General features: G+C 63.6%; 21 protein-coding genes. 13 read left to right on the forward strand and 8 right to left on the reverse strand.

From position 1 onward, the window contains the following. The first annotated feature begins 64 nt into the window (after positions 1-64). From RH950_RS02240 to RH950_RS02250, 3 genes are all read left to right on the forward strand, one after another. Positions 65-862, forward strand: a complete 798-nt coding sequence (locus RH950_RS02240; protein WP_350053273.1) for a phytanoyl-CoA dioxygenase family protein — start codon at positions 65-67, stop codon at positions 860-862. Between the two features lie 15 nt (positions 863-877). After that, on the forward strand, positions 878-1168 hold the full coding sequence (locus RH950_RS02245; protein ID WP_350053275.1) for a cupin domain-containing protein: 291 nt from the start codon (positions 878-880) through the stop codon (positions 1166-1168). A 204-nt stretch (positions 1169-1372) separates the two neighbouring features. Further along, positions 1373-2485, forward strand: a complete 1113-nt coding sequence (locus RH950_RS02250; protein ID WP_350053277.1) for a TauD/TfdA family dioxygenase — start codon at positions 1373-1375, stop codon at positions 2483-2485. 70 nt (positions 2486-2555) lie between these two features. On the opposite strand, the gene RH950_RS02255 is transcribed toward RH950_RS02250, so the two are convergent. The 5 genes from RH950_RS02255 to RH950_RS02275 form a co-directional block, all read right to left on the reverse strand. Then, a complete protein-coding gene (locus RH950_RS02255; protein ID WP_350053279.1) occupies positions 2556-3320 on the reverse strand; it encodes an isocitrate lyase/PEP mutase family protein in 765 nt (254 codons plus the stop codon). Beyond that, a complete protein-coding gene (locus RH950_RS02260) occupies positions 3274-4389 on the reverse strand; it encodes a bifunctional transcriptional activator/DNA repair enzyme AdaA (RefSeq protein WP_350053281.1) in 1116 nt (371 codons plus the stop codon). The genes RH950_RS02255 and RH950_RS02260 overlap by 47 nt, the downstream gene beginning before the upstream one ends. Positions 4390-4582: 193 nt before the next feature. After that, positions 4583-5389 carry a PhzF family phenazine biosynthesis protein gene (locus RH950_RS02265; protein ID WP_350053283.1) on the reverse strand — a complete coding sequence of 269 codons (807 nt, stop codon included), beginning with the start codon at positions 5387-5389 and terminating at the stop codon, positions 4583-4585. A 27-nt stretch (positions 5390-5416) separates the two neighbouring features. Further along, positions 5417-6118: an alanyl-tRNA editing protein gene (locus RH950_RS02270; RefSeq protein ID WP_350053285.1), complete on the reverse strand. Its 702-nt coding sequence runs from the start codon at positions 6116-6118 to the stop codon at positions 5417-5419. Continuing rightward, positions 6115-7104 carry a threonine dehydratase gene (locus RH950_RS02275; protein ID WP_350053287.1) on the reverse strand — a complete coding sequence of 330 codons (990 nt, stop codon included), beginning with the start codon at positions 7102-7104 and terminating at the stop codon, positions 6115-6117. Before RH950_RS02275 ends, RH950_RS02270 begins: the two co-directional genes overlap by 4 nt. Positions 7105-7299: 195 nt before the next feature. Between RH950_RS02275 and ehuR the strand changes: the two genes are divergently transcribed. Together ehuR and RH950_RS02285 are read left to right on the forward strand one after the other, a co-directional pair. Beyond that, the gene (gene ehuR / locus RH950_RS02280) at positions 7300-8700 is read left to right on the forward strand and encodes a MocR-like ectoine utilization transcription factor EhuR (protein ID WP_350053289.1); all 1401 of its coding nucleotides are present in this window, start codon (positions 7300-7302) and stop codon (positions 8698-8700) included. 38 nt (positions 8701-8738) lie between these two features. Then, on the forward strand, positions 8739-9323 hold the full coding sequence (locus RH950_RS02285) for a GNAT family N-acetyltransferase (protein ID WP_350053291.1): 585 nt from the start codon (positions 8739-8741) through the stop codon (positions 9321-9323). Positions 9324-9379: 56 nt separating this feature from the next. Here RH950_RS02285 and RH950_RS02290 read toward each other — a convergent pair whose 3' ends face one another. Further along, positions 9380-10591, reverse strand: a complete 1212-nt coding sequence (locus RH950_RS02290) for a M20/M25/M40 family metallo-hydrolase (RefSeq protein WP_350053293.1) — start codon at positions 10589-10591, stop codon at positions 9380-9382. A 182-nt stretch (positions 10592-10773) separates the two neighbouring features. Here RH950_RS02290 and RH950_RS02295 point away from each other — a divergent pair, with 182 nt between their 5' ends. Further along, complete coding sequence (locus RH950_RS02295) at positions 10774-10935, forward strand: YqaE/Pmp3 family membrane protein (protein ID WP_350053295.1); 162 nt, start codon at positions 10774-10776, stop codon at positions 10933-10935. A 14-nt stretch (positions 10936-10949) separates the two neighbouring features. Here RH950_RS02295 and RH950_RS02300 read toward each other — a convergent pair whose 3' ends face one another. Beyond that, the gene (locus RH950_RS02300) at positions 10950-11381 is read right to left on the reverse strand and encodes a DUF4112 domain-containing protein (RefSeq protein ID WP_350053297.1); all 432 of its coding nucleotides are present in this window, start codon (positions 11379-11381) and stop codon (positions 10950-10952) included. Between the two features lie 165 nt (positions 11382-11546). On the opposite strand from RH950_RS02300, the gene RH950_RS02305 reads away from it, so the two are divergent. The 6 genes from RH950_RS02305 to RH950_RS02330 all read left to right on the forward strand — a co-directional run bounded on the left by RH950_RS02305 (position 11547) and on the right by RH950_RS02330 (position 20622). Continuing rightward, a complete protein-coding gene (locus tag RH950_RS02305) occupies positions 11547-11936 on the forward strand; it encodes a DoxX family protein (protein WP_350053299.1) in 390 nt (129 codons plus the stop codon). A 104-nt stretch (positions 11937-12040) separates the two neighbouring features. Next, positions 12041-13591, forward strand: coding sequence for an adenosine deaminase family protein (locus RH950_RS02310; protein WP_350053301.1), 1551 nt, complete (start codon positions 12041-12043; stop codon positions 13589-13591). A 197-nt stretch (positions 13592-13788) separates the two neighbouring features. Further along, a complete protein-coding gene (locus RH950_RS02315; protein WP_350053303.1) occupies positions 13789-15486 on the forward strand; it encodes an alkaline phosphatase D family protein in 1698 nt (565 codons plus the stop codon). A gap of 319 nt (positions 15487-15805) precedes the next feature. After that, positions 15806-16813, forward strand: a complete 1008-nt coding sequence (locus tag RH950_RS02320) for a TAXI family TRAP transporter solute-binding subunit (RefSeq protein WP_350053305.1) — start codon at positions 15806-15808, stop codon at positions 16811-16813. A gap of 22 nt (positions 16814-16835) precedes the next feature. Beyond that, complete coding sequence (locus RH950_RS02325; protein WP_350053307.1) at positions 16836-18800, forward strand: TRAP transporter permease; 1965 nt, start codon at positions 16836-16838, stop codon at positions 18798-18800. A 22-nt stretch (positions 18801-18822) separates the two neighbouring features. After that, positions 18823-20622: a gamma-glutamyltransferase family protein gene (locus tag RH950_RS02330; protein WP_350053309.1), complete on the forward strand. Its 1800-nt coding sequence runs from the start codon at positions 18823-18825 to the stop codon at positions 20620-20622. A 108-nt stretch (positions 20623-20730) separates the two neighbouring features. Here the strand turns inward: RH950_RS02330 and RH950_RS02335 are convergent, their stop codons facing one another. Continuing rightward, positions 20731-21351 (reverse strand): hypothetical protein, encoded by a 621-nt coding sequence (locus RH950_RS02335; protein ID WP_350053311.1) that lies wholly within the window; start codon positions 21349-21351, stop codon positions 20731-20733. 554 nt (positions 21352-21905) lie between these two features. Here RH950_RS02335 and RH950_RS02340 point away from each other — a divergent pair. After that, complete coding sequence (locus RH950_RS02340; RefSeq protein ID WP_350053312.1) at positions 21906-22826, forward strand: phosphatase PAP2 family protein; 921 nt, start codon at positions 21906-21908, stop codon at positions 22824-22826. Positions 22827-22886 lie beyond the last annotated feature (60 nt).

Consider the following 22886-nt stretch of genomic DNA (forward strand, 5'->3'; position numbering starts at 1 on the left):
TAGGTCATTGCGGAGCCGGAGGCGACAGGGTTAGCCTTCGGGTTCATGCCTTCCGGAGCCACTCATGCTGCATCCACTCATCACCCAGGATCAGGTCGATGCCTATTGGCGCGACGGTGCGGTCCTGATCAAGGGCCTGTTCAAGGACCATGTCGACCGGATCGCCGCCGGCATCGAGCGCAATCTGGCCGAGCAGGGGCCGTTCGCCGGGGATAATCTGAAACCCGGAGAGGGCGGCCGCTTCTTCGAGGATTACTGCAACTGGGAACGCATCCCGGAATTCACCGACGTGATCCGGAACTCCCCCGCCGCCGAAGTCGCCGCAGGCCTGATGGGCTCGAAGCGCACGCAGATGTTCCACGAGCATGTGCTGGTGAAGGAGCCCGGCACCTCCAAGCCGACGCCCTGGCATCAGGACAGCCCGTATTACTTCGTCGATGGCATGCAGAATGTCAGCTTCTGGGCGCCGGTCGATCCGGTGACCGAGGCCTCGCTGCGCTGCGTTGCCGGCTCGCACCGCTGGGAAAAAGAGGTTCTGCCGACGCGCTGGCTCTCCGATACCAATTTCTATCCGGGCGACGGGGAATATATGGCTATCCCGGACCCAGACGCCGAAGACATGCCGATCCTGGAATGGCCGCTGGAGCCGGGCGACGCCGTGGCCTTCCACTTCCGCAACCTGCATGGAGCGCGCGGTAACGAGACCGGCAACCGCCGGCGCGCCTTCTCGCTCCGCCTGGTCGGAGACGATGCCCGCTATGTGGAGCGCCCCGGTCCGACCTCCCCACCCTTTCCCGGCCATGACATGAAGCCGGGGCAAGTGCTCCGGGAAGACTGGTTCCCTTTCCTCTACACCGCCTGACCAAAAAGGTACGCAATGACCGAGGCACGCCCGCAAGCCGTCCCGACCACCCTGCTCGACGATGACGTCGTCCGCATCACCCGGTGGGATTTCAAGGCCGGTGCCGAGACCGGCCATCATGTCCACGGCATGGGCTATGTCGTCGTGCCGATGACCGACTGCCAGTTCCTGCTTGAGGAACCGACAGGGCCGCGCCGTGTCGACATGGCTGCCGGTGCCGCTTACCGGCGCGATGCTGGGGTTGAGCACAACGTGGTGAATGGCGGCGATGCGCCGATGGCTTTCATCGAGATCGAATACAAATAGCCAATTGCGCGCCCAGCCGAACCGTGACAGCGTTTTGCATCGGTTTGGAGTCTGAAGCGGATGCACACGGTCATCGGTCGAAATCCCGGCACGCCGCATGCCAAAGCGCATTGGTGGTGGCCACCGCCCGCCACGCGTGAGTTCCGCGGACACGCATGAATGTGCCTGTCCGCTCATTCTCACGACGGACAAAAGGCAAAATCCATGATCACAGCATCGCTTCGTGCCGAGAGCGGCACGGTTCACGTCGCGTGGCCGGAAGGCCTCACGGCGGACTATCCCTATCTCTGGCTCCGGGACAATTGCCCGACCGGTTTCCATCCTCAGACCCAGGAGCGGGAATTCGACCTGCTCTCGGTGCCGGAGAGCATCGCCCCACGGAGCCTGGAAATGGCGGGCGATATCCTCACCATCTCCTGGGCCAACGACAATCACGTCAGCCGTTACGACGCGGCCTGGCTGAAAGCGCACCGTCCGGGCACGCCGCGTCCGGACCCGGCGGCAATCCCTGCGCAACCCTGGCGCGGAGAGCTAGAGGCAGCGTCTTTGCCGCGGATCGCAGCGGATGACATGCTGACACGTGACAGCGCCCTGCTGGAATGGCTCACCGCCCTGAAGCGGACCGGCATCGCCATGGTCACGGAGCTGGCCGACGATCAGGAGGCGGGGCTCGCAGCAGCGCGCCGCATCGGTCATCTGCGGGAGACCAATTTCGGGCTGACCTTCAATGTCGTCTCGAAACCCGATCCGAACAATCTCGCCTACACCGCGCACCGGCTGCCTTTGCACACGGATCTCGCCAATCAGGAACTGCCGCCGGGCTTCCAGTTCCTGCATTGCCTCGCCAATGACGCGGAGGGTGGCGGCTCGCTCTTTGTGGATGGTTACGCCATTGCCGAGGATCTAAGGGCGCAAGATCGGGAAGCCTTCGACATCCTGACGACCACAAAAATCCCCTTCCGGTTTCACGACCGGGAGAGCGACATCAGAAAGCATGACACGGTGATCCGGCTCGGGGCTGGCGGCGCGGTGGCGGAGATCCGCTTCAATGCCCATCTCGCCGACATTCTCGATCTGCCGGCAGCCGCCATGCGGGACTTCTACCGGGCCTACCGGGCCTTTATGGCTCTCTCGCGGCAGGAACGCTATATCGTCAGCTTTCAGCTCGGTGCCGGCGAGATGATCGCTTTCGATAACCGCCGCGTTCTGCATGGCCGCGACGCCTTCAATCCGGCGACCGGACGCCGGCATCTCCATGGTTGCTATGTCGACCGGGGCGACCTCGACAGCCGTATACGCGTGTTGAGCCGCACCTGACAGTCGAACAATCAAGCCCGCTGCCGGGCGGCCGGCAGCGGGCAATCAAGCGCGACCTCTAAACCGCGAACTAGGCGTATACCGCCGACGCCTGCTCCGTCACCCAGGCCATCATGTCGCGCCACGGTCCGGGCCCGTAGCTGATCCGTGCCACGCCGAGTGCCGCCAGGTCTTTCGGTTCCGGCACGTCCGGCATGATCAGAATGTTGAGCGGTAGGGAGATTTGCTCAGCGACACGCTTGATCAGCTCCGGACTCTTCAGCCCCGGCATGAAGATCCCGCTGGCACCGGCTTCCGTATAGGCCCTGGCACGGGTGAGCGCCTCGTCGATCAGGCCTGGATGATTGGCCGTCTCACGGTCCTTCAGGAAGATGTCTGTGCGGGCATTGATGAAGAAGGGCAGGCCCGCATCTTCGGCGGCGGCCCGTGCTGCGCTGATCCGCTCCGCCTGTTTCGCCACCGGGTATAACCCGTCGCCGCCGACTTTCTGGTCCTCGAAATTCACCCCGACGGCACCGGCGGCGATCATCCGCGCGATGTTCCTGCCCACACCGCTCGGGCCCGCGGCGTAGGCCCCCTCGAAATCGACGCTGAGCGGCAAGTCGCTGGTTGCCGTGATCCGCTTCACGATCATCTCCAGCATGTCGAGCGGCAGCGCCTCGCCGTCGCCATAGCCCTGCGCGCCCGCGACCGACCAGCTTCCCGTCGCCAGCGCCTTCGCCCCGGCATCGGCAACCGCCTTGGCGCTGCCCGCATCCCAGATATTGAAGAGAATGACCGGATCGCCCTTACGGTGCAGATCCGCGAATGTCTTTGCCTTGTCCGCCTGCGACATGTGTTTGTCCTCCCTCTTGCCTTGCATAGGCCTGTTCAAGCTCGATCAGTTTCTGTTTGCGCCAGATCCCGCCGCCATAGCCGGTGAGCGCGCCGTCGGCCCCGATCACCCGGTGGCAGGGAATGGCGATGGCGATCTGGTTGGCGCCGTTCGCGCGGGCGACCGCCCGGGTCGCGGACGGGCGGCCAATGGCCTTTGCCAGATCGCTGTAGCTCCGCGTCGCGCCCGCCGGGATGCGCCGCAATTCCAGCCAGACTTCCCGCGTGAAAGGGCTGCCGTGATAGGTCATCGGCGTGTCGAACCGGGCGCCCTCGCCCGCGAAATAGGATTTCAGTTCGGCCTCGATCTGCTCCGTCGGGGCGAAGCGGCCGATACCGATGCCGCCGCGCGTCGCGTCGCGCAGCCGCTTCAATTCGCGCGGCAGCGCCTTGCGGTCGACGAATTCCAGCAGATGCAGGCTGGACCGGTCGCTGACCGCGACCAGCGCGCCGATAGGGCTGTCGATCCAGTCCGCCTTCAGGAGCTCCTCCCCGGTAAAACTGGCGGGCGACTGGCCGAGCAGCCGGGCGAAGGCGGCACGAAACCCGCTCGGCGAGTCGAACCCGGCCTCGAGCTGCGCATCGATCACCCGGCCGCCGTCCGACAGGGTGACGAAACCGTCCCTGAGCCTGCTGAGCCGGGCCATTTCAAGAAAGGTCACGCCGAACTGGCGCTTGAAGCTGCGCCGCACGGTCGAGGGATCGAGGCCGCGCGCAATCACATCCGCCTCGGTCCAGCGCCGGGCCGGGTCGGCCTCGAAGGCGGTAATGAGAGTTTTCACCGCCGGATCGGCCTCCGCCGCCGTCGCCACCGGCTTGCAGCGCTTGCAGGGCCGGAAACCGGATTCGATGCAGTCGCCGACCGTGGCGAAGAAACGGCAGTTCTCCGGCTTCGGATTCCGCGCCGGGCAGTTCAGCCGGCAGAAGATCCCGGTCGAGGTGACGCCGACATAGACCCTGCCGTCATAGGCCGGATCCCGCCGGAGCAGGGCGTCATAGAGGAGGTCATGATTTTCAATGTCGTACAGCATGCCCCTCCTCTATCAAACCGCGCCCGGACCGTCCGCCGCATTTCGGGCGGGGATATTTCTTTTCGTTTTCCCGGGCCTGATCCGGGACCTTCTGATCATGAGTACAGCCCGCCATTGGCAGCTCGATAGGCGCGCCCTACGATCATCCAGGTCCCGGATCGGGGTCCGGGAAGACGGTATGGATGGGGTCGCCTCAGATCTCGATATGCCCCGAAAGATACCGCGCGGCCTTGCCGGCCATCTCCACACGGTCCCCTTTCAACTCGCATTTCAGCTCACCGCCACGGGCCGAGACCTGCCGGGCGGTCAGCGTTGTCTTGCCGAGCCTGTCCGCCCAGTAAGGAATCAGCAGGCAATGGTTCGAGCCGGTCACCGGGTCCTCTTCGATGCCATGGTTCGGCGCGAAGTAGCGGGAGACGAAATCGACCTGCGCGGCCGGCGCCGTCGCCATGATCGAAACGCTCGGCAGCTTTTTCAGCGCGCCGAAATCCGGGCTGAGCGCGCGGACCTGGTCCTCGGTCTCGAACACCGCCATCAGCCGATCCCGTTCCGGTTCCTGCGGCGCGTCGTAGAGCGCCGTCGGCGTTGCGCCGAGGGCTTCGTAGAGTCCTTCCGGCACGGCTCTCTTTGCCGGCGGATAGCTCGGGAAGTTCATGACGTAATAGTCACCGTCCCGCCGCACCTTGAGCACACCGCTGCGGGTCCGGAAGCTGATCTCCGGACGATCCGGCATCAGATCGTCGAAGATCAGCGCGGCACTGGCGAGGGTGGCGTGGCCGCACAGATCGACCTCCACCGCCGGGGTGAACCAGCGCAGGTGGAAGTCGGCCTCGCCCGTATCGTCGGGAACGAAGAACGCGGTTTCCGCCAGATTGTTCTCGGCAGCGATCGACTGCATTGTCGGATCGGTCAGCCAGCTGTAGAGCGGACAGATGGCCGCCGGATTGCCCGCGAAGACATTCTCGGTGAAGGCATCGATCTGGTAAATTGGAACCCGCATTTCCCTGTTTCCTTTTGGTCCGGATGTTTACTCGACCAGCGTCAGATTGATCCGCCGGTTCTGCTTGCCCTTGTTCTCGATCTTGCCGATCTGGATGCTGCCGATCTCCGCCGTGGAGCGGACATGGGTGCCGCCGCAGGGCTGGTAGTCGACATCGCCGATCGTCACCATCCGCACCTTGCCGCTGCCCATCGGCGGCTTGACGGACATGGTGCGGACAAGATCGGGATTTGCCTCCAGCTCCGCATCGGTGATCCAGGAAAGCGAAACCGCGTGGTCGCCCGCGATCACCTGGTTCAGCGCCTCGGTCAGAGCCTCTTTTTCCGGACGCTCGCCCGGAATGTTGAAATCGAGCCGGCCCTTGCCCGCGCCGATCTGCCCGCCGGTCACGCCGCCATCGACGACGGAGCAGAGCAGGTGCAGCGCCGTGTGAACCCGCATGTGCTTGTAGCGCCGGTCCCAGTCGAGCGAGACCTCGACCGCGTCGCCGACTGCTGGCGCCGCCGCGCCCTCTTCCAGCCTGTGCAGGATGCCCTCATCGCCCTTCACCGCCTCGGTGATGACGATTGTCCCGCCCGCACCTGCCAGCGTGCCGCTGTCGCCGGGCTGGCCGCCGCCGGTCGGGTAGAAAACGGTGCGGTCCAGCACCACCCCGTCCGGGCCGGATGCCAGCACTTTCGCGGTGCAGGATTTCAGGTAGGAATCGTCCCGGAACAGCTCTTCGGTCACGTCGCAGTCTCCTCTTGTGTCTTCGCGCCCATCAGCACATCGCGGTAGAGCGCAAGGTCGACATTGGCACCGCTGAGAATGAGCGCAACCTTTTGCCCCGCATTGGAGTCTTTCTCCTTGAGGCAGGCCGCGAGCGGCGCTGCCCCGGCGCCTTCGGCGACATTGTGGGTATCGGTGTAATAATGCCGCATGGCGGCCCTGATCTCGTCCTCCGAGACCCGGACGATCCGCTCCGCGCCTTTCAGGATGACCTCGACCGCCTGCGCCACCGGCACCCGGCAGGCCACGCCGTCCGCCATGGTGTCCGCGCTGTTGGTCGAGACCGGCTTCTTCTGCTCGAAGGACAGCGCATAGGCGGGCGCGTTCTCGGCCACCACGCCGATCACCTCGGTCTTCAGGCCGAGCGCATCCCGGGCGGCAATCACCCCGGAGATGCCGGAGCCAAGCCCGATCGGCACATAGACCCGGTCGAGATCCGGGCAGGCCGTGAACAGCTCAAGACCGTAGGTCGCCACACCGCGCACCAGATCCGGATGATAGCTCGGCAGCAGATGCAGCCCCTCACCCTCGGCCAGCGAGACCGCATGCTCGAAGGCCGCCTGGAAATCCTCGCCATGCTCGACCAGCTCTGCACCGAGCGCCCGCATGGCCGCGTTCTTCTCAACCGAATTGCCATGCGGCACCACGACGACCGCGCGCAGACCGGCCCGGGCCGCCGCGAAAGCGACGCTCTGCCCGTGATTGCCGCGGGTCGCGGTGATCACACCGGGGCAGTCCGGCTCGCGACGTTTCAGATTGTCCATATAGACCAGCCCGCCACGCATCTTGAAGGCGCCAAGCGGCGTCTGGTTCTCGTGCTTGACGTGGATCTCCGCCCCGGCGCGCTGCGAGAGCAGCGGCCAGTGATGTTGCGGCGTCGGCGGCACAAGCTGATGTACCAGCCGGGCGGTCTCTTCGAGTTCGGCGCGTGTGAAAGAAAAAGCCACGATCCATCCTTCCCGGTTGCTGTCATTCAGCCCGCATCATGTCAAAGCCCCCGCCGGCAATCCATGGCGGCGCGCCTCGATTGTCACCATCGCGGATCACATTTATGGATACAATATTACGATTGATGCGATCCAATACCTGCGTAATATCGGTTCAATCATCGATCAATCGGAACATTGTCACAGAGACAAAGTATGCACAGCCACCCGATGGACTGGGTCCCCGACCTGAGCGACCGGCCCGGACCGAAATATCTCTCGATCGCCCGCGCCATGGCGGAAGACATCGCCACCGGCGCCCTGCAGCCGGGCACGCAGCTGCCGACACACCGCGAGCTGGCCTACCAGCTCGGCGTCACCGTCGGCACGGTATCGCGCGCCTATGCCGAGGCCACCCGGCGCGGACTGATCGACGGCGAGGTCGGCCGCGGCACCTTCGTGCGCCGCCGGATCGGCCGCGACATGGGCGAGATACCGGCCGGCGCAAACCGGGGCGGAATCGATTTCGGGCTGAACTTCCCGCCGATGGGGAACACGGAGCGGGATGCCTTCTCCGACGCCCTGAAGGAAATCGCCGACAGCCGCGACCTGATGAGCCTGATGGCCTATGCCCCGCATGGCGGCGCGCCGCGGCATCGCCAGGCGGCGGCGGACTGGATGCGCAGCCTCGGCGTCGAGACCGATGCCGGCCGCTCCATTGTCACCACGGGCGGGCAGAACGGCATGCTGGCCGCCTTCGCCGCCCTGGTGCAGGCGGGGGATACAATCCTTGTCGAGAAACTGACCTATCCCGGCATTGTCCCCCTGGCCGAAATGCTCGGCCTGAAGGTCCAGCCGGTGGATATGGATGAAGAGGGCGTGCGCCCGGACGCGCTGGAAGAAGCCTGCCGCGGCTTCGCGCCGCGCGCGCTCTATTGCATGCCGACCCTGCAGAACCCGACCAATGCAGTGATGGGCGAACGGCGCCGAGAGGACATCGCCGCCATCGCCGAGCGCTACAACCTGATCCTGGTGGAGGACGACCTGTACCGCTTCCTGGTGGCGGACGCCCCGCCGCCGCTGGCCAACTACCTGCCGGACCAGACCATCTTCATCACCTCGGCCGCCAAGCAGCTGGCACCGGGCCTGCGCATCGGCGGGGTCAGCGCCCCGCGCGCCATGGTCCCCCGCCTCGAACGGGCCATGCGGGCCTCGACCTGGATGGCCGCGCCGGCCATGGCGGAAGTCTTCGCACTCTGGGTCGACCGCGGCGTTGCCAGCCAGCTCGCCCGGGAGAAGGCCGCCGAAATGCGGGTACGCCAGACGGCCGCCGCCGAGATCCTGCAGGGCTTCGACTTCAGGGGCCATCCGACCAGCATGCATCTCTGGCTCACCCTGCCCGCCCCCTGGACCGACCGCGACGCGGTGGCGGTGCTGGGCGAGCATGGCGTCATCGCCTCCTCCGGCCAGGTCTTCGCCACCGCCCCCGGCGCCGGCCGCAATCGCCTCCGCCTCTCCCTCGGCAACCCGACCGACCTGAAGATCGTGCGCCACGGCCTCGGTATCATCGCCACAACCCTCGCAGGCATGCCGCAACAGGCAGCCTCCATCGTCTGACTCTTTAATCTTTCTCGCGTGTTGAAGGACCATCCGAAATGAACGTCACCCCCGTCACCCTGACCGGCAAGCATGTCCGCCTGGAGCCGATGAGCGAAGCCGCCATCCCCGCCCTGCAGAAGGCTGCGGAAGATCCCGCAATCTGGAAGTGGACCTGGCCGGGCACGGACCCGGAGGCGGTCGCGGCCTATGTGCGTCTTGCTCTGGAGAACCAGGAAAAGGGCATGGACCTGCCCTTCGTCACAATCGACATTGCCAGCGGCGAGGTCGCCGGCTCGACCCGCTACATGACCATCGACACCAAGAATACGCGGGTCGAAATCGGCAGCACCTGGCTGAACCCGCGCTACCAGCGCACGCCGCTGAACACCGAAGCGAAATACCTGATGCTGACCCACGCCTTCGAGACGCTCGGCTGCATCCGGGTCGAGTTCAAGACCCACCACCGGAACGAGCAGTCCCAGAACGCCCTGAAGCGGATCGGCGCGATCTATGAAGGCACCCTGCGCCAGCACATGATCCACACCGATGGCACGCTCAGGGATTCGGTCTATTTCAGCATTCTCGACAAGGAGTGGCCGGAGGTGAAGAAGATGCTGGAAGCGAAGCTGGCGGCGCGATAGCCCCTGCCGGGCCGGACAGACTCTCAGGAGCTATCCGGCCCGGACATTTTGCCCGATCACCCCTCCACGAACCCAGCCGTCGCCACCAGCGCCAGCAGACCTGCGTTCAACCCGCGCAAGCTCAGTTCCGGCTCCACGTCGATCCACTCGTCCACCGTATGCGCCCGGCCGCCGGCGCCGCCATGGGAGAATTTCACCGCCGGGACACCATGCGCCATCGGGATGTTGGCGTCGGTCGAGGAGGCGGAGAAGGTTGGCTCGAAGCCGTAGGCCTTGATGGCGGCGACGCTGGCTTCGACGATAGTGGTGTTGTGCGCCGTGGTGCCCGCCGGGCGATTGCCGATCTGGGTGAGCGCGACGCTGATCTCCCCGTTTGTGGTATCGCCGCGCGCATTCTCAGCAGCGACCGCCGCCTCGATCAGGGCTTTCACCTCACCATCGACCCGGTCCAGCACCTCGGCGGATTCAGACCGCAGGTCGATCTCGGTCCAGACTTCTTCGGGAATGGCGTTCACCGACGTGCCGCCCTGAAACGTGCTGGCGCAATAGGAGGAGCGCGGGTTCCCCGGGACCTCGATCTGCGCCATGCCGACCAGGAAGCTGCCGAGGGCATAGGCCGGGTTCACCGTGCCGAAAGCGCCGAGGCTGTGCCCGCCCGGCCCCTTGAACGCGACCCTGTAGCGGTAGGAGCCAACGCCTGCGGTGACCAGATCCTGGGTCTCGATACCGTCGAAGGTGAAGAAGGAGGCGATGCGGTCGCGATAGGCATTCTCGGTGAAGAGATAGCGCACGCCGCGCAGATCACCCTTGCCCTCCTCGCCGACATCGCCGACGAAGAGAATGTCCTGCTCGGTCTCGATCCCGCCGGCATCGAGCGCCCGGACGAAGGCCAGCAGCGTCGCCAGCCCGCGCGTGTCGTCGCCGACACCGGGAGCGAACAGCTTGGTGCCTTCGCGCCGGACCGTCACGTCCGTGCCTTCCGGAAACACCGTGTCCAGATGCGCCGCCGCCACCACGATCGGCCCGTTGCCCCGGCCGCGCCGCAGCCCGGTGACATTGCCGATCCCGTCCCGCTGCACATCCTCAAGACCGAGCGCCCGGAACATCGCCTCATAGGCCGCCGCCCGCTTCTCTTCCTTGAAGGGCGGGGACGGGATCTCGGTCAGTTTGATGATCTCGCCGACGAACCTGTCGTGCCCGGCACGCAGGTCGACGGTGGCTTTCTTGAACTGCGCGGAGGCGCGAATGGTCGCGGTATCGTTTGTCATGGCAATCCAGGGTGAGGCTGGTGAGGTGGGGCGCCTATTCGACGACAATGATGTGCGGCTGGCAAGGGGGTGTCTGAACTTGCGCGCCGCGCCGGACTCCCGGCCCATTCGTCTCGAGGGGAACCATTTTTCACACCCGGCGTTATAATTTGGCTCAAAACAGTTCCTGAACGGACACCGACATGACCTTGATCCGACTGATCCTGACCATCCTCCTGCCGCCTCTCGGTGTCTTCCTGACAGTGGGGATCGGCGGCCATTTCTGGCTGAATATCCTGCTGACAATCCTCGGATACATTCCCGGCATCGTGCACGGGGTGTGGGTCATTGCCAAACGGTCGTGACCGTGCCCGGCCGATCAGCCCTGTCCCCGACTGCTCTGGGGGGCGCCGGCGCCCGGATCAGAGCCGGCATCGGCCAGATGCTTCCGCAACAGGGCGACATTGCGGCGATTGACCTTGAAGCCGGCATCAAAGACATCGCCGACCAGCGGGATCGACCCGATCAGCAGATCGGCGATGACATTGCCGGTCATGCGGATGCGCAGGGACAGGGGCGCGCCCATGCGGCGGGCCTGGATGACGATGTAGAGCGAGAGCAACGCCGTCGCCCCGTCGCCGACACCCGGAACAAGACCGGCCACCGCATCCAGCCCGAACCGGAAATCGGTGCCCGGAACCCGAAAGCGGCTGTCCATCCAGTCGGCCAGGGTGTCGAGCCTCTCGATCTCCCGGTCCAGCTCTATAGCAGAGGGCACGGAGCGCCCATCAACCGGCTTTCTATCTGTCATGGTGCACTTTCGGCCTTTGTTCTGCCTTACGTATCAGAGAGGTAAACGGTCTTCCGGGCGAGCGGTTCCAATCTTCCCGGCCAGGGACAAGTCAGCTTTGCCAGGCCCCCGGCAATGCGTTACCGTCCGGGAAAATCACCTCCCCACAAGATTGGATCAGGCCAGATGCGGAACAAGCTAAACCCTTGGGCGCCGACAATTCTCAGCATCACCCGGGCGGTCGCGGGACTGATCTTCCTGGCGCATGGCACGAAGAAACTTCTGGCCTTTCCGGCCGGCGGGAATGTGCCGGCGACGTTTTCCCTGTCCTGGACGGCGGGTGTCATCGAGCTGATCTGCGGTTCGCTCATTGCCGTCGGCTTCCTGACCCGCCCCGCCGCCTTCCTGGCCTCCGGGCTGATGGCCTTCGCCTACTGGATCGCGCATGCCCCGCGCGATTTCTATCCGGTGAACAATGGCGGCGACGCCGCGATCCTGTATTGCTTCCTGTTTCTCTATCTGGTGTTCGCCGGCCCCGGCCCGCTCAGCATCGACGGCATGCGCCGCCGCGCCTGACCGGAACGGGCGCGATGGAAAAGCATCGCCTGTCGACAACATAACCGTGCAAAAGGCAAATCCGTATATACTGCTCCTTCGACTTTCAAACGAAGGAGCTGATGATGCGGATCGCCTCACTTGTCCTGGCACTTGCCCTCGGGCTCGGCGCCTGTGCCGGCATATCGTCCGATAGCCCGGAAAGCCGGACCAGCGCGGACTTCGACTCAATCCGCAACGACCGGACGCTGACCCGCTCCTTCCTGCAGGCCATGCCGAAGGGCGCGGATCTGCACACCCATCTCTCCGGTGCCGTCTATGCCGAAGCCTATATCCGCTGGGCCGCCGACCCGGACCTGCAGCTCTGCTACGATCCGGGCGCCCGCTCGATCCTGGCCTGTGCCGCCCATGTCCCGCCGATGGCCAAGCCGGATTGCCAAAGCGCGACGCAGGTGCGGATGAGCGACGCCGCCGGCAGCGACAGCTGCATCGCCGCCATCGTGGACGCCCTGTCCATGCGGAATTTCCGGCCCAACCCGCTCTGGGGCCAGCGCTCCGGCCATGACCAGTTCTTCGCCAGTTTCGCCCGGTTCGGGGCGATCTCCGGGCAGAGCGACGCGGAAAGCCTGGCCTGGTTGGCACGCAACGCGGCCCTGCAGAATATCGTCTATGTCGAGCCGATGTTCACCCTCGGCTGGGTCAATCCGGCCGACCTCGGCGTCACGCAGAAACTGGCCGGCGGCAGCGACGCCGACCTCGCGGCCTTCGAGCAGGCCCTGCTCGCTCAGGGCTTCTCGAAGGTCGTCGATGCCGGCGCCCGGAAACTGAACGACGCCATGGCCGGCGCCCGGAGCATGATGGGCTGCGACGGCGCGAACCCGGAGCCGGGCTGCAATGTCACCCTGCGCAATCTCGGCCAGAGCATCCGGACCCAGCCGCCGGAACATGTCTTCGCCCAGGTGATGATGCATTTCATGGTCGCTGATCGGGAGGATCTCAGCGTCGGCGTGAATTTCGTCGCACCCGAGGACTATCACGTCGCCCTGCGCGACTATTCCCTGCACATGAAGATCTTCGGCTACTTCAAACGAAAATACGGCGCGGTTGGCCTCGCCCTGCATGCGGGCGAGCTCTGGCTCGGCGTGGTCGAACTGAAGGACCTGACCTTCCATATCCGCGAGGCGGTCGAGATCGCCGGCGTCCAGAGGATCGGCCACGGCATCGATATCGGCTTCGAGACCGGCAGCGACGCCCTGATCGAGCGGATGGCGCGGGACGGCATCGCGGTGGAGATCAACCTCTCCAGCAACGAGCAGATCCTCGGCGTCGCCGGCAAGGACCACCCCTTCCCGACCTACCTGAAGGCCGGCGTGCCCGTGATGCTCTCGACCGATGACGAGGGCGTCGAGCGCATCGACCTTACGAGCCAGTACCAGCTCGCGGCCGAGCGCTACGGGCTGGACTATGGCGTGCTGAAGACGCTCTCGCGGCAAAGTCTGGAGAAGAGTTTCCTCAGCGGGAAATCGATCTGGTTCGACTTCCGCCTGTCCCAGTTGGCCGGGGACTGTAGCAACGGCTTCGACACGGCTGCCTGCAAGGCGCTTGTCCGCCACAGCGACAAGGCGCGGGCACAGGTGAAGCTGGAGAAGCTGTTCCAGGCGTTCGAGGCACGCTGATGAGAAGCCCCGCCTTGAACTGTCCGCCACTCTCTTAGCGATCTCAAAAATGCTACATATGGGAGTAAATTTAAATATTTTTCTTTATAATCGGTTGAATATTTCATACTCAACCACTACAAAAACCGATTGCTGGGCGGCATCTCAAGCGCAGACGATCTTGCCGCGCAGTTCATTCCATCCGGTGGAGGGATGTCTTGAGCGGTTTGAGAGAAGCCAAATTGGGGCCACTCGTTGGCCACACCAGTCATGAAAGCAGCCGGATCTGGATACGCGCGGAAGATAGTGAAACTGGTGCCGGCTCCGAAGAGCGCACCTTGGGCGTCATCGCCATCGTTCCCGCCAAGGATCTAGAAAACGCGCCGGAAAAGACGCAAGCCTACTATTTCCGCATGCACCGTGAAAATGACCGAACCGGTGTTTTCACTTTCGGCGTCAGCAGTTGCCTGACCGGGAAGAAAAGTGCCGAACTAAAAGCCGGGACAGACTATGTCGTGCGCGCCGGGACCCTGATTGTCGATGACCCGTTTGGTGATGACGAAAATGTCAGCAGTGGAAAGCTAAGCGACAAGTTGCCGGACCCGAATGTCTGGATAAACGACCTTCTGTCTCTCAGGCCGAAATTCTCCGAGGCACGGTTCAGGACCTTTCCCGATCCGGCACAAGGTGTCTCTCCATCACTTGCCTTTATCGTCGGCTCCTGCCGTTATCCCGGTGTGCTCTGGAAGATCAAAGACGCGGATCGGATTTTCGGGCCCTTGGCCAAAGAAGCCATAGAAGGCGCTCCGGCGAGCGGACTGGAGAAAGCCCGCCGTCCAACCGATCTGACCTTGATGGTCGGGGACCAGATCTATGCGGATATGCTGAACCGGCATATTCCTATCGGGCTGGCAGACACATTCGAAGAATTCCAGGAGCGCTATCTGACGGCATTCGGCTCACGCAAGATGCGCCGATTACTAAGGCATGTGCCGACCTACATGATCCTGGACGATCACGAGATAGCCGACAATTGGCACCAGGACAGGATCAAGAAGGCGGAAGCACGGCGGGTTTTCAATCTGGCCATTAATGCCTACAAAAATTACCAATGGAGCCATAGCCCCGACTCGTACAACGGCCGCCTCTATTATAAATTCGATTGCGGGGGATATCCCTTCTTCGTGCTCGACACCCGTACACAGCGATATTTCGAGGATGTGGAAGACAGTCTCGAAGACAACCATCTCCTTGGTCGCCCGGCACTGCCCGGCGATGAGCCAAACCAGCTAGACCGTCTTCTTCACTGGCTCCGAGAACAACAAAAGACAAACGGAAACGTTCCGAAATTCGTCGTGACCTCCAGCGTCTTCGCACCAAACCCCATGAGCGCACGAACCGGACGGAACGGCACTCCTGAACAGAAAGTCAAATGGGCGGAGGATAGCGATTCCTGGCCGGCGTTCCCCAATACGCGCAGGGCAATTCTGAAAACGATCATCGAACAGAAGATTCAGAATGTCGTCTTTCTGGCAGGGGACATCCACTGCGCAACCGTCGCCGAGCTTTCCTTTAACGGGCCTGGTTCCGCATCGGACATCAAAGCTTTCTCGATCGTATCCTCGGCCTTCTACTGGCCGTTCCCCTTCGCGGATGGTGAGCCGTCCAATTTCGTTCACAACTCGACCACGAATGGCCAGGAAGACTGGTTCGACATAGATGAGCATCACGTCATGAACTACACGGCGCGGAACTTCACTCAGGAAGACAATTATTGTCGGGTAGATGTGGATAAGGAGAGCCATTCCATCAAGGTTATGCCCTTCGATAACGAGGGAAAGCTGATCCACGACCGCGACTTCTTCGGCAACTCGAAAAGCCCCCTGGATTCCCGGCTCCTGCTCGCACCCTGGTGATGCTTTCCATCGACGACGAGGGGCGATGTCTCATGCCAGACTAGCCGACAAGGTCCATGCGCAGGTGGACCTTGAGAAACGGTTCCAGGCGTTCGAGGCCGGGTCGTAGGCCGCCCAGCAGCGCGGCAGGACACACATCTGCACCGGCCCCGCCGGCAGGGATGACCAGCATGATTGGCCGTCACTTCGCCAATCATTCATTCCCTTTTCGAACTAATAATGTCATTTGCGGGTTGCTCCCCGGCAATTCGTTATCTATCGTTTCCTAGGACCGTCGTTCGACGGAAAACCGACAGCAGATAAAAACAGGGGGGTAAGAATGGCTGATCTAAGCAGACGGTCGATTCTCAAGGGGATCGGCGGCACGGCCGGAGCTGCGGCAATGACGCCGCTTTTTGGCGGCGATGCCCATGCGGCCGGCAAGATTTATCAATGGGGCTCCTCCAGCCTCGGCTCGACCGGCTACCAGATCATCACCGTCCTGTCGGCGGCAGCGTCGAAATTCTCCGAGGGTCGCCATGCCTCTCTGTCGACCGCGGGCGGCGCCGAGAACATGGCTCTGATCGGCGAAGGCGTTCTCGATTTCGGCCAATCCACAACGACCGACTGGTATCCGGCGATCAACGGGCTCGGCCGCTTCGAAGGCAATCCGGTCAAGGCGGTGCAGATGTTCTCCTACACTGTATGGCAGTGCACGCCGATGGTCCGGGCGGATTCCGGCATCGAAACGCTTGAAGATCTCGCCGGGAAAAGGGTCATGCCGGCAACCGCCGGCGGCGCGACCACCGGTCTCTGGAACACCCTGTTCGAGGCTGCCGGAATCAAGGACAAGGTCGAGTGGACCTATGGGTCCTGGAGCGAGTCCTACGACGCGCTGGCATCCGGCGCAGTCGACTGCATTCCGTCGCTGCTGACCGCCGGGAACCCGTCCGGCCTGATGCAGCGCCTGGAAACGACGCACGCGTTGAAAATCCTGCCTGTAAGCGAAGATCTGATCGCCAAGGCGGCCGCGATGAATCCGGGCGTGAAGAGCGCAATGGTCACCCCCTCGACCTGGGCCGGCCTCAAGGAGCCGACCCGGATGGTCTCGTTCGGCGGTGTGCTCGCGGCAAGCCCGGACATTTCTGAAGATGTCGGCTACGCCGTGACGAAGGCGATCTATGACAATGCCGAATTCGTGCGCAAGCGCGGTGGCGTGAAACTCAAGGACATCACACCGGAATTCTCCATGGAGTTCCTGATGCCGGCCTACCCGGTCAATGCCGGCGCCGCAAAATACTTCAAGGAACAGGGCGTGTGGCGCGACGATCTTAAGATCCACGGCTGATAACGGCCGAAACGAGGACATCTTGACCCAATCAAACCAGACGCGCCGGCGGCTCGAGGCGGTTGCCGGCGCTCCGGACTCGCGGTCACGCCCGGCCACGATCCTTCTGCTCGTGGCCGCGCTCGCGATGCTCGGCATCCACTTCATGCAGCTCGCGACCTTCTCGCTCCCGTCAGGACAATTCCGGAACTTCCACCTTGGCTTCGCCATTGTGATCGGCTTTCTGACACTGATCGAACAGACCGACATCGCGCTGCGGGCGCGCCGCATCGCCTTCTGGGGCCTTGCCGCGCTGACCGTGGCGCTGATGGCCTATATCCATATCGAGTATCAGGCACTGACGCAGGTCCGCAGCTTCCTGCCCAACCCCCAGGACATGGCCGTCGGCGTCCTGCTGCTGCTGACCGCCCTGATCCTGTCCGGCTTCCAGTGGGGCTGGACCATCCCGGCCATGGCGCTGATCGGCATCGCCTACGGACTGTGGGGATATCTGATACCAGGCGAGATTTTCTTCCATGCCGGCATCGCGCCGAAGCGGCTGCTCGGCTACACCTCGATCCCGTATTTTCAAGGCCTGCTCGGCGGGCTGACCAGCCTTTCGGCCGGCACGATCTTCATGTTCATGCTGTTCGGCGGCGCCCTGAAGGCGACCGGCGCCATCGACTTCATTGTCCAGCTCGGCTTCTCCGTTGGCCGAAAATCGCGGGCCGGGCCCGCCCTGGTCGCGGTCATCTCCAGCGGCCTGATGGGCACGGTTTCGGGCTCGACGGTTGCCAATGTCGCATCGACCGGCGCCCTCACCATTCCGTTGATGAAACGCTACGGCTTCAAGGGTGAGTTCGCCGGCGCGGTCGAGGCCGTCGCCTCCACCGGCGGTCAGCTGATGCCGCCGGTCATGGGCCTCGCCGCCTTCCTGATCGTCGGCATGACCGGCCTTCCCTACAATTCAATCATGCTGGCCGCCATCGCGCCGGCACTGATCTACTACGCCTACCTGATGTTCTCGGTTCACCTTCGCGCCATCAGTCTCGATCTGGACGCCCGCGATTCCGATATCCTGGAAAGCACACAGAGCCTGGGTCAGGCGGCGCGGGCGCAGTGGCATCTGGCGGTTTCCATCGCCGTGCTGGTCTGGCTGCTCGTCACCGGCATGCCGGCGGGCAGTGCCGCCATGATCTCGGTTCTGCTCCTGCTCGGTCTGGATGTGGTCGTCACCGTGACCCGGGGCAGATTCTCACGCGACGCCATCCGCGAGGCGGTGGCCCGCGTGGTCAACGGATTGGTCGAGGGCGCCCGGGCCGGTGCCATGGTAGCGACGGTAATCGCCGTCATCGGCGTGCTGATCGAACTGCTGACCGTGACCGGTTTCGCTCAAAAGCTGTCCTTCGCCATGCTGGACCTGTCGGACGGCTCGCTGTTCACGCTGTCGATCATCGTCGCCGTCTCCTGTCTGGTCTTCGGGCTCGGCCTGCCGACATCGGCATCCTATTTCATCGTTGCACTGTTCGGCGCCCCCGCGCTGGTGGAAACCGGCGTCCCCCTGCTGGCCGCCCATATGTTCGTGTTCTATTTCGCCAACCTGTCGGCGGTTTCCCCGCCGGTGGCGGTTGCCGCCCTGGTTGGCGCGAACATCGCCAAGGCAAGTTTCTGGGGCACCTCCTTCAACGCAGTGCGGCTGGCGCTGCCGGGTTTCCTGTTGCCGTTCCTGTTCCTGTTCGAGCCGGAAATTCTCGGCCTCGGTGCCGGCTTCGGCGCGCAGATGCTCGCCGTCTCCCAGGCGCTCATCGCCACGGCCGCCCTGAATTGCGCGCTGGAAGGCCGGATCTTCCAGCGCATCTCCGTGATCGAACGGGGTGCCCTCGCACTCGCCGCGCTTGGACTGCTCTACTGGGATCCGCGCATCGAGCTGGTGTCGCTCGCGGTGATCGCGGCGCTCGCCGGCTGGAGCGGTATCCGGGCCCGCGCCGCCAAGCGGAACATCGCCTAACCCCCGTTCCAGGAGAGACGAGATGGCAAAGCTGGCCTTCACCACCCGCCCGGAACTGCAGGGTACGTTCGGCATGGTGACAACCACCCACTGGCTCGCCTCCGCGGCCGGCATGGCTGTGCTCGAAAAAGGCGGCAACGCATTCGATGCCGCGACCGCCGCCGGCTTTGTGCTGCAGGTCGCCGAGCCGCATCTGAACGGTCCCGGCGGTGAGCTGCCGGCGGTGTTCTTCGCAAACCGGGACGGCCGGCCGCGGGTGCTTTGCGCCCAGGGGACGGCCCCCGCCGGCGCGACCATCGGGGCGTTCCAGAAACTGGGCCTCGAGCTGGTACCGGGCAGCGGACTGCTGCCGGCGGTGGTGCCGGGGGCGTTCGACGGCTGGATGCGCCTGCTCGCCGATTACGGCACCATGTCGCTGCGCGACGTGCTGTCCTACGCGATCGGATATGCGGAAACCGGGATTCCCGTCCTGCCGAAGATCGCCGAGTTCACGCGCAGGGTGGCACCCTTGTTCCGCGATCACTGGCCGACTTCGGCAGCGGTCTATCTGGACGGCGGCAACCCGCCGGAGTCCGGAGACTGGATCACCAACCGTGCGCTCGCGGCCACCTATCGCCGTATCCTGGACGAGGCGGAGACCATCTCCGGCGACCGGCAGCGCCAGATCGAGGCGGCACGGAACATCTGGTACAAGGGCTGGGTCGCGGATGCGATCGACCGGTTCTACCGCGAGCAGACCCTGCTCGACTCCTCCGGGCGCGCCCATGGCGGGCTGATGACCGGCGACGATCTCGCGAATTGGCAGGCGCATTACGAGGATCCCGTTACCCTCGATTATGGCCGCTATACCGTCTGCAAATGCGGTTTCTGGAGCCAGGGCCCGGTGCTGCTGCAGCAGCTCGCCCTGCTGCGCGATCTCGGACTCTCGGAGATGGCCGCGGACGGCCCCGCCTTCGTGCATACCGTCGCCGAGGCGGCCAAGCTCGCCTTCGCCGACCGTGAAGCCTGGTACGGCGATCCGGACTTCATCGATGTGCCCGCCGCGACCCTGCTGTCAGATGCCTACGCGGCCGAGCGGCGCGGGCTGATCGGCGAGGAGGCGTCTCTGGATCTCCGTCCCGGCAGCCCGCTGGGCCGCAACCCCAATATCGCAGCCGCCCTCGCCGCCGACGGCGACCCGGGCGAGATCGGTCATTACTGGAGCCTGGGCGAGCCGACGGTCACGCCGCTCGGCGAGGCGCGTGGCGACACCGTGCATATCGACGTGATCGACCGTGACGGCAACATGGTCTCGGCCACCCCCTCCGGCGGCTGGCTGCAGAGCGCGCCGGTGGTGCCCGAACTCGGCTTCTGCATGAGCGTCCGCGGCCAGATGTTCTGGCTGGACGATGGCGCGGCAGCCTCGCTGCAGCCCGGCAAGCGCCCGCGCACGACGCTCTCCCCCTCGCTGGCATTGCGTGACGGCGAGCCCTATATGGTCTGGGGCACGCCGGGCGGCGACCAGCAGGACCAATGGTCCCTGCAGCTGTTCCTGCATCATGTCGAACACGGCATGAACCTGCAGGAGGCGATCGACACCCCGGCTTTCCATTCCGAACATTTCCCCGGCTCTTTCTGGCCGCGGGGCCGCGCGCCCGGCAAGCTGGTCATGGAGGGCCGGTTCGCTGCGGCGACCATCGAAAAACTCCGCGGCCAGGGCCACAAGGTGCAGGTCGGCGCGGACTGGAGCGAGGGGCGTCTGACCGCGGCGGCGAAGGACGGCGATGTGCTCAAGGCAGGCGCCAATGCTCGCGGCATGCAAAGCTACGCGGCCGGACGTTAGGCGTCGCGGTCTCGGCTATGCGGCGGCCTGCGAAGCATTTGAGGCGCGGTGCAAGTACATCCACGGCCACGCCACCGAACGGCATGAGATCAGGATTGACGGCATGGTTCAGTCGTCCGGGTCTGGCTTTTCAAGCCGGGTCTCCGGCGTTTTCCTGACCTTGTCGCGTAATGTCTCGAGCTGCGCGCGAAAGCCCTCGGCATCGCCATACTCCACGAACTGCCTGTACCGCGAATGGCGCCCCCGGACGCGCAGCGCATGCTTGATCGGGCACCAGTACTGCTCCGTCCGGCTGGCGACTTCTCGGGCAAAACCGATAACGCCGTTCGCATAGCCGCAATACCAGCAGTTCAGTTTCTCGATGCCATTGAGATAGGCCAGACGGTGGCGATCCACGATGACATGGTCCGCGCGCCGGACCCGTTCCATCCCCCAGGCGGTAAAGCAAACCAGCTGAAAGATGCAGACCGCGAGGTCCAGAAGCGCGACCGGTATGATCAGCCCGTAGACCGCCGGGGCCACGACCAGGCTGGCCAGCGGCGACCGCCGCAAAAATGTGACGATGCCGGTCTTCAGCAGTCTGTGCTGGCGATCGACACTCTCTTCGAAGACGGCACGTTTCTCTTCCAGGCGGTACCGGAACCGGTCACGTTGCGCCTCGAGCTTTCGCTCCAGCTCATCCTCCAGTCGGACCAGACGCCGGACCAGATCGTCGATCTCCTCTTCCATGGCGATACCTCTTCCAGCCGGCTCGATGGAGCTGGAAATCAGCTACCCCATCGCTCTGTCTGTTCGATCCTACACCACAAGGGCGTTAGCACCGCGATCGCAGAGGGAAAGATGGAGATCGTCCTTGCGCGCTGTAAGCGGATCTTCGGCGCCGTCATCCGGGAATGCCGTCGAACCGGACAATCGATCTTTGAAGTGGTGGGACCGGAGGGCGGCGCATCGAGCATCCACGTGGGTGGGAAGATATCTCTAATATTCAGGCCAAAATCTTTCGGCGGTTGGTCCAGCAAAACATCGCCAAATCAACCGACCGCGTCATCAGCAATGAGAAGCAAAGAACGGCCCCACCGTGTGGCTGGCTTTTCTTGGATCCGGGATTAGCGCGTCTTGGATCCTGGATTAGCGCGCAGCACTCCCAATGCGGGTGAAATAATTTTCCATAAAACGTGGTGTTTCCCACAGTTTTGCTTTGCGCAGCCTGCACACTGCATAATCATCGGACATTATCGAAGACAGCGCGTATTCGGTGAAAAACAAATTGGAGGCGTGGGGCTATGGCTAACGGGGGACATGAGGGCAATGCAAGCGGATCCGGATCCGGCGAAGGGGCTGCCGACTTTGTTATCGGAATTCGATCTGGCGACAGCGCAACGCAGAAACTGATGGGCCACGGTCATGGACATGGTCACGGCTATGGCGGAGGACTGAGTAGCCAAGGAATTCTTCCGACCCACGCGCAGCCTGGATTGGACGTGCTGGGCGATAACGAATGGCGGCATACGGTGCTTCGTCTTGAGTTTCTTCTGAAGACTCGGTGGCAATCCACCATCACAGTTCCCCCTCCCCCGGCGGGCGACTCGGATTCGACCCTTGATGACATCGAAGCAATCCGTTCCAAACTGTCCAACAAAGAGGAACTTCCCGGCAGATACCTAGAAATTCAGGCTGAAACAAAGAGCTTCGTCGGGATCTTCGAGAACATCCTTCATTACAACTCGCACTCGCATCCCCTGACGGCTGATTTGGTCGCGACGGTCGTGACCATCGGCTGGGATGTTGCGCAGTTCTACAAAGAGAAGTACGGCAGAGTCCGGCCGTCAGTCATCGATCCAACGATCAAGCCGTTGATCCGAATTCCGGGACACGCCTCTTATCCGAGCGGACATTCGACGCAGGCGCATCTTGTTGCCGACGCGCTATCGCACTTAATCCGGGATTTCGACGAGAGTTACGACCCGAAGTTCAAAAACGTGCGCAAATTCGCGACGCCCTTGCGCGCCGCGGCGGCCCGGGTTGGCGAGAACAGGGAATGGGCTGGCGTGCATTACGCTTCCGACACCAAAGCGGGAGAGGACCTGGCCGAAGATATCTGGGATCTCGTCGCGTCGAACGAGAATTTCCAGAAGCTCATCGAAGAAGCGCGGCGAGAATGGAAACGGACCTACCAGACACAGCTCAGTTTTCTGAGTCGTTAGCGACAGCCAACGCCGGAGACAGTTTTCCGGCGTTTCTGTAAGCGAATCCATCATAGATCT

This window comes from Nisaea sp. (assembly GCF_040217065.1).
Classification (GTDB): Bacteria; Pseudomonadota; Alphaproteobacteria; order Thalassobaculales; family Thalassobaculaceae; genus Nisaea.

Excerpts from the sequence above, each read along its gene's own strand:
- RH950_RS02240 (WP_350053273.1), top strand. The coding sequence starts at position 65 with ATGCTGCATCCACTCATCACCCAGGATCAGGTCGATGCCTATTGGCGC.
- RH950_RS02245 (WP_350053275.1), top strand. The coding sequence starts at position 878 with ATGACCGAGGCACGCCCGCAAGCCGTCCCGACCACCCTGCTCGACGAT.
- RH950_RS02250 (WP_350053277.1), top strand. The coding sequence starts at position 1,373 with ATGATCACAGCATCGCTTCGTGCCGAGAGCGGCACGGTTCACGTCGCG.
- RH950_RS02255 (WP_350053279.1), bottom strand. The coding sequence starts at position 3,320 with ATGTCGCAGGCGGACAAGGCAAAGACATTCGCGGATCTGCACCGTAAG.
- RH950_RS02260 (WP_350053281.1), bottom strand. The coding sequence starts at position 4,389 with ATGCTGTACGACATTGAAAATCATGACCTCCTCTATGACGCCCTGCTC.
- RH950_RS02265 (WP_350053283.1), bottom strand. The coding sequence starts at position 5,389 with ATGCGGGTTCCAATTTACCAGATCGATGCCTTCACCGAGAATGTCTTC.
- ehuR (WP_350053289.1), top strand. The coding sequence starts at position 7,300 with ATGCACAGCCACCCGATGGACTGGGTCCCCGACCTGAGCGACCGGCCC.
- RH950_RS02285 (WP_350053291.1), top strand. The coding sequence starts at position 8,739 with ATGAACGTCACCCCCGTCACCCTGACCGGCAAGCATGTCCGCCTGGAG.
- RH950_RS02290 (WP_350053293.1), bottom strand. The coding sequence starts at position 10,591 with ATGACAAACGATACCGCGACCATTCGCGCCTCCGCGCAGTTCAAGAAA.
- RH950_RS02295 (WP_350053295.1), top strand. The coding sequence starts at position 10,774 with ATGACCTTGATCCGACTGATCCTGACCATCCTCCTGCCGCCTCTCGGT.
- RH950_RS02300 (WP_350053297.1), bottom strand. The coding sequence starts at position 11,381 with ATGACAGATAGAAAGCCGGTTGATGGGCGCTCCGTGCCCTCTGCTATA.
- RH950_RS02305 (WP_350053299.1), top strand. The coding sequence starts at position 11,547 with ATGCGGAACAAGCTAAACCCTTGGGCGCCGACAATTCTCAGCATCACC.
- RH950_RS02310 (WP_350053301.1), top strand. The coding sequence starts at position 12,041 with ATGCGGATCGCCTCACTTGTCCTGGCACTTGCCCTCGGGCTCGGCGCC.
- RH950_RS02320 (WP_350053305.1), top strand. The coding sequence starts at position 15,806 with ATGGCTGATCTAAGCAGACGGTCGATTCTCAAGGGGATCGGCGGCACG.
- RH950_RS02330 (WP_350053309.1), top strand. The coding sequence starts at position 18,823 with ATGGCAAAGCTGGCCTTCACCACCCGCCCGGAACTGCAGGGTACGTTC.
- RH950_RS02335 (WP_350053311.1), bottom strand. The coding sequence starts at position 21,351 with ATGGAAGAGGAGATCGACGATCTGGTCCGGCGTCTGGTCCGACTGGAG.
- RH950_RS02340 (WP_350053312.1), top strand. The coding sequence starts at position 21,906 with ATGGCTAACGGGGGACATGAGGGCAATGCAAGCGGATCCGGATCCGGC.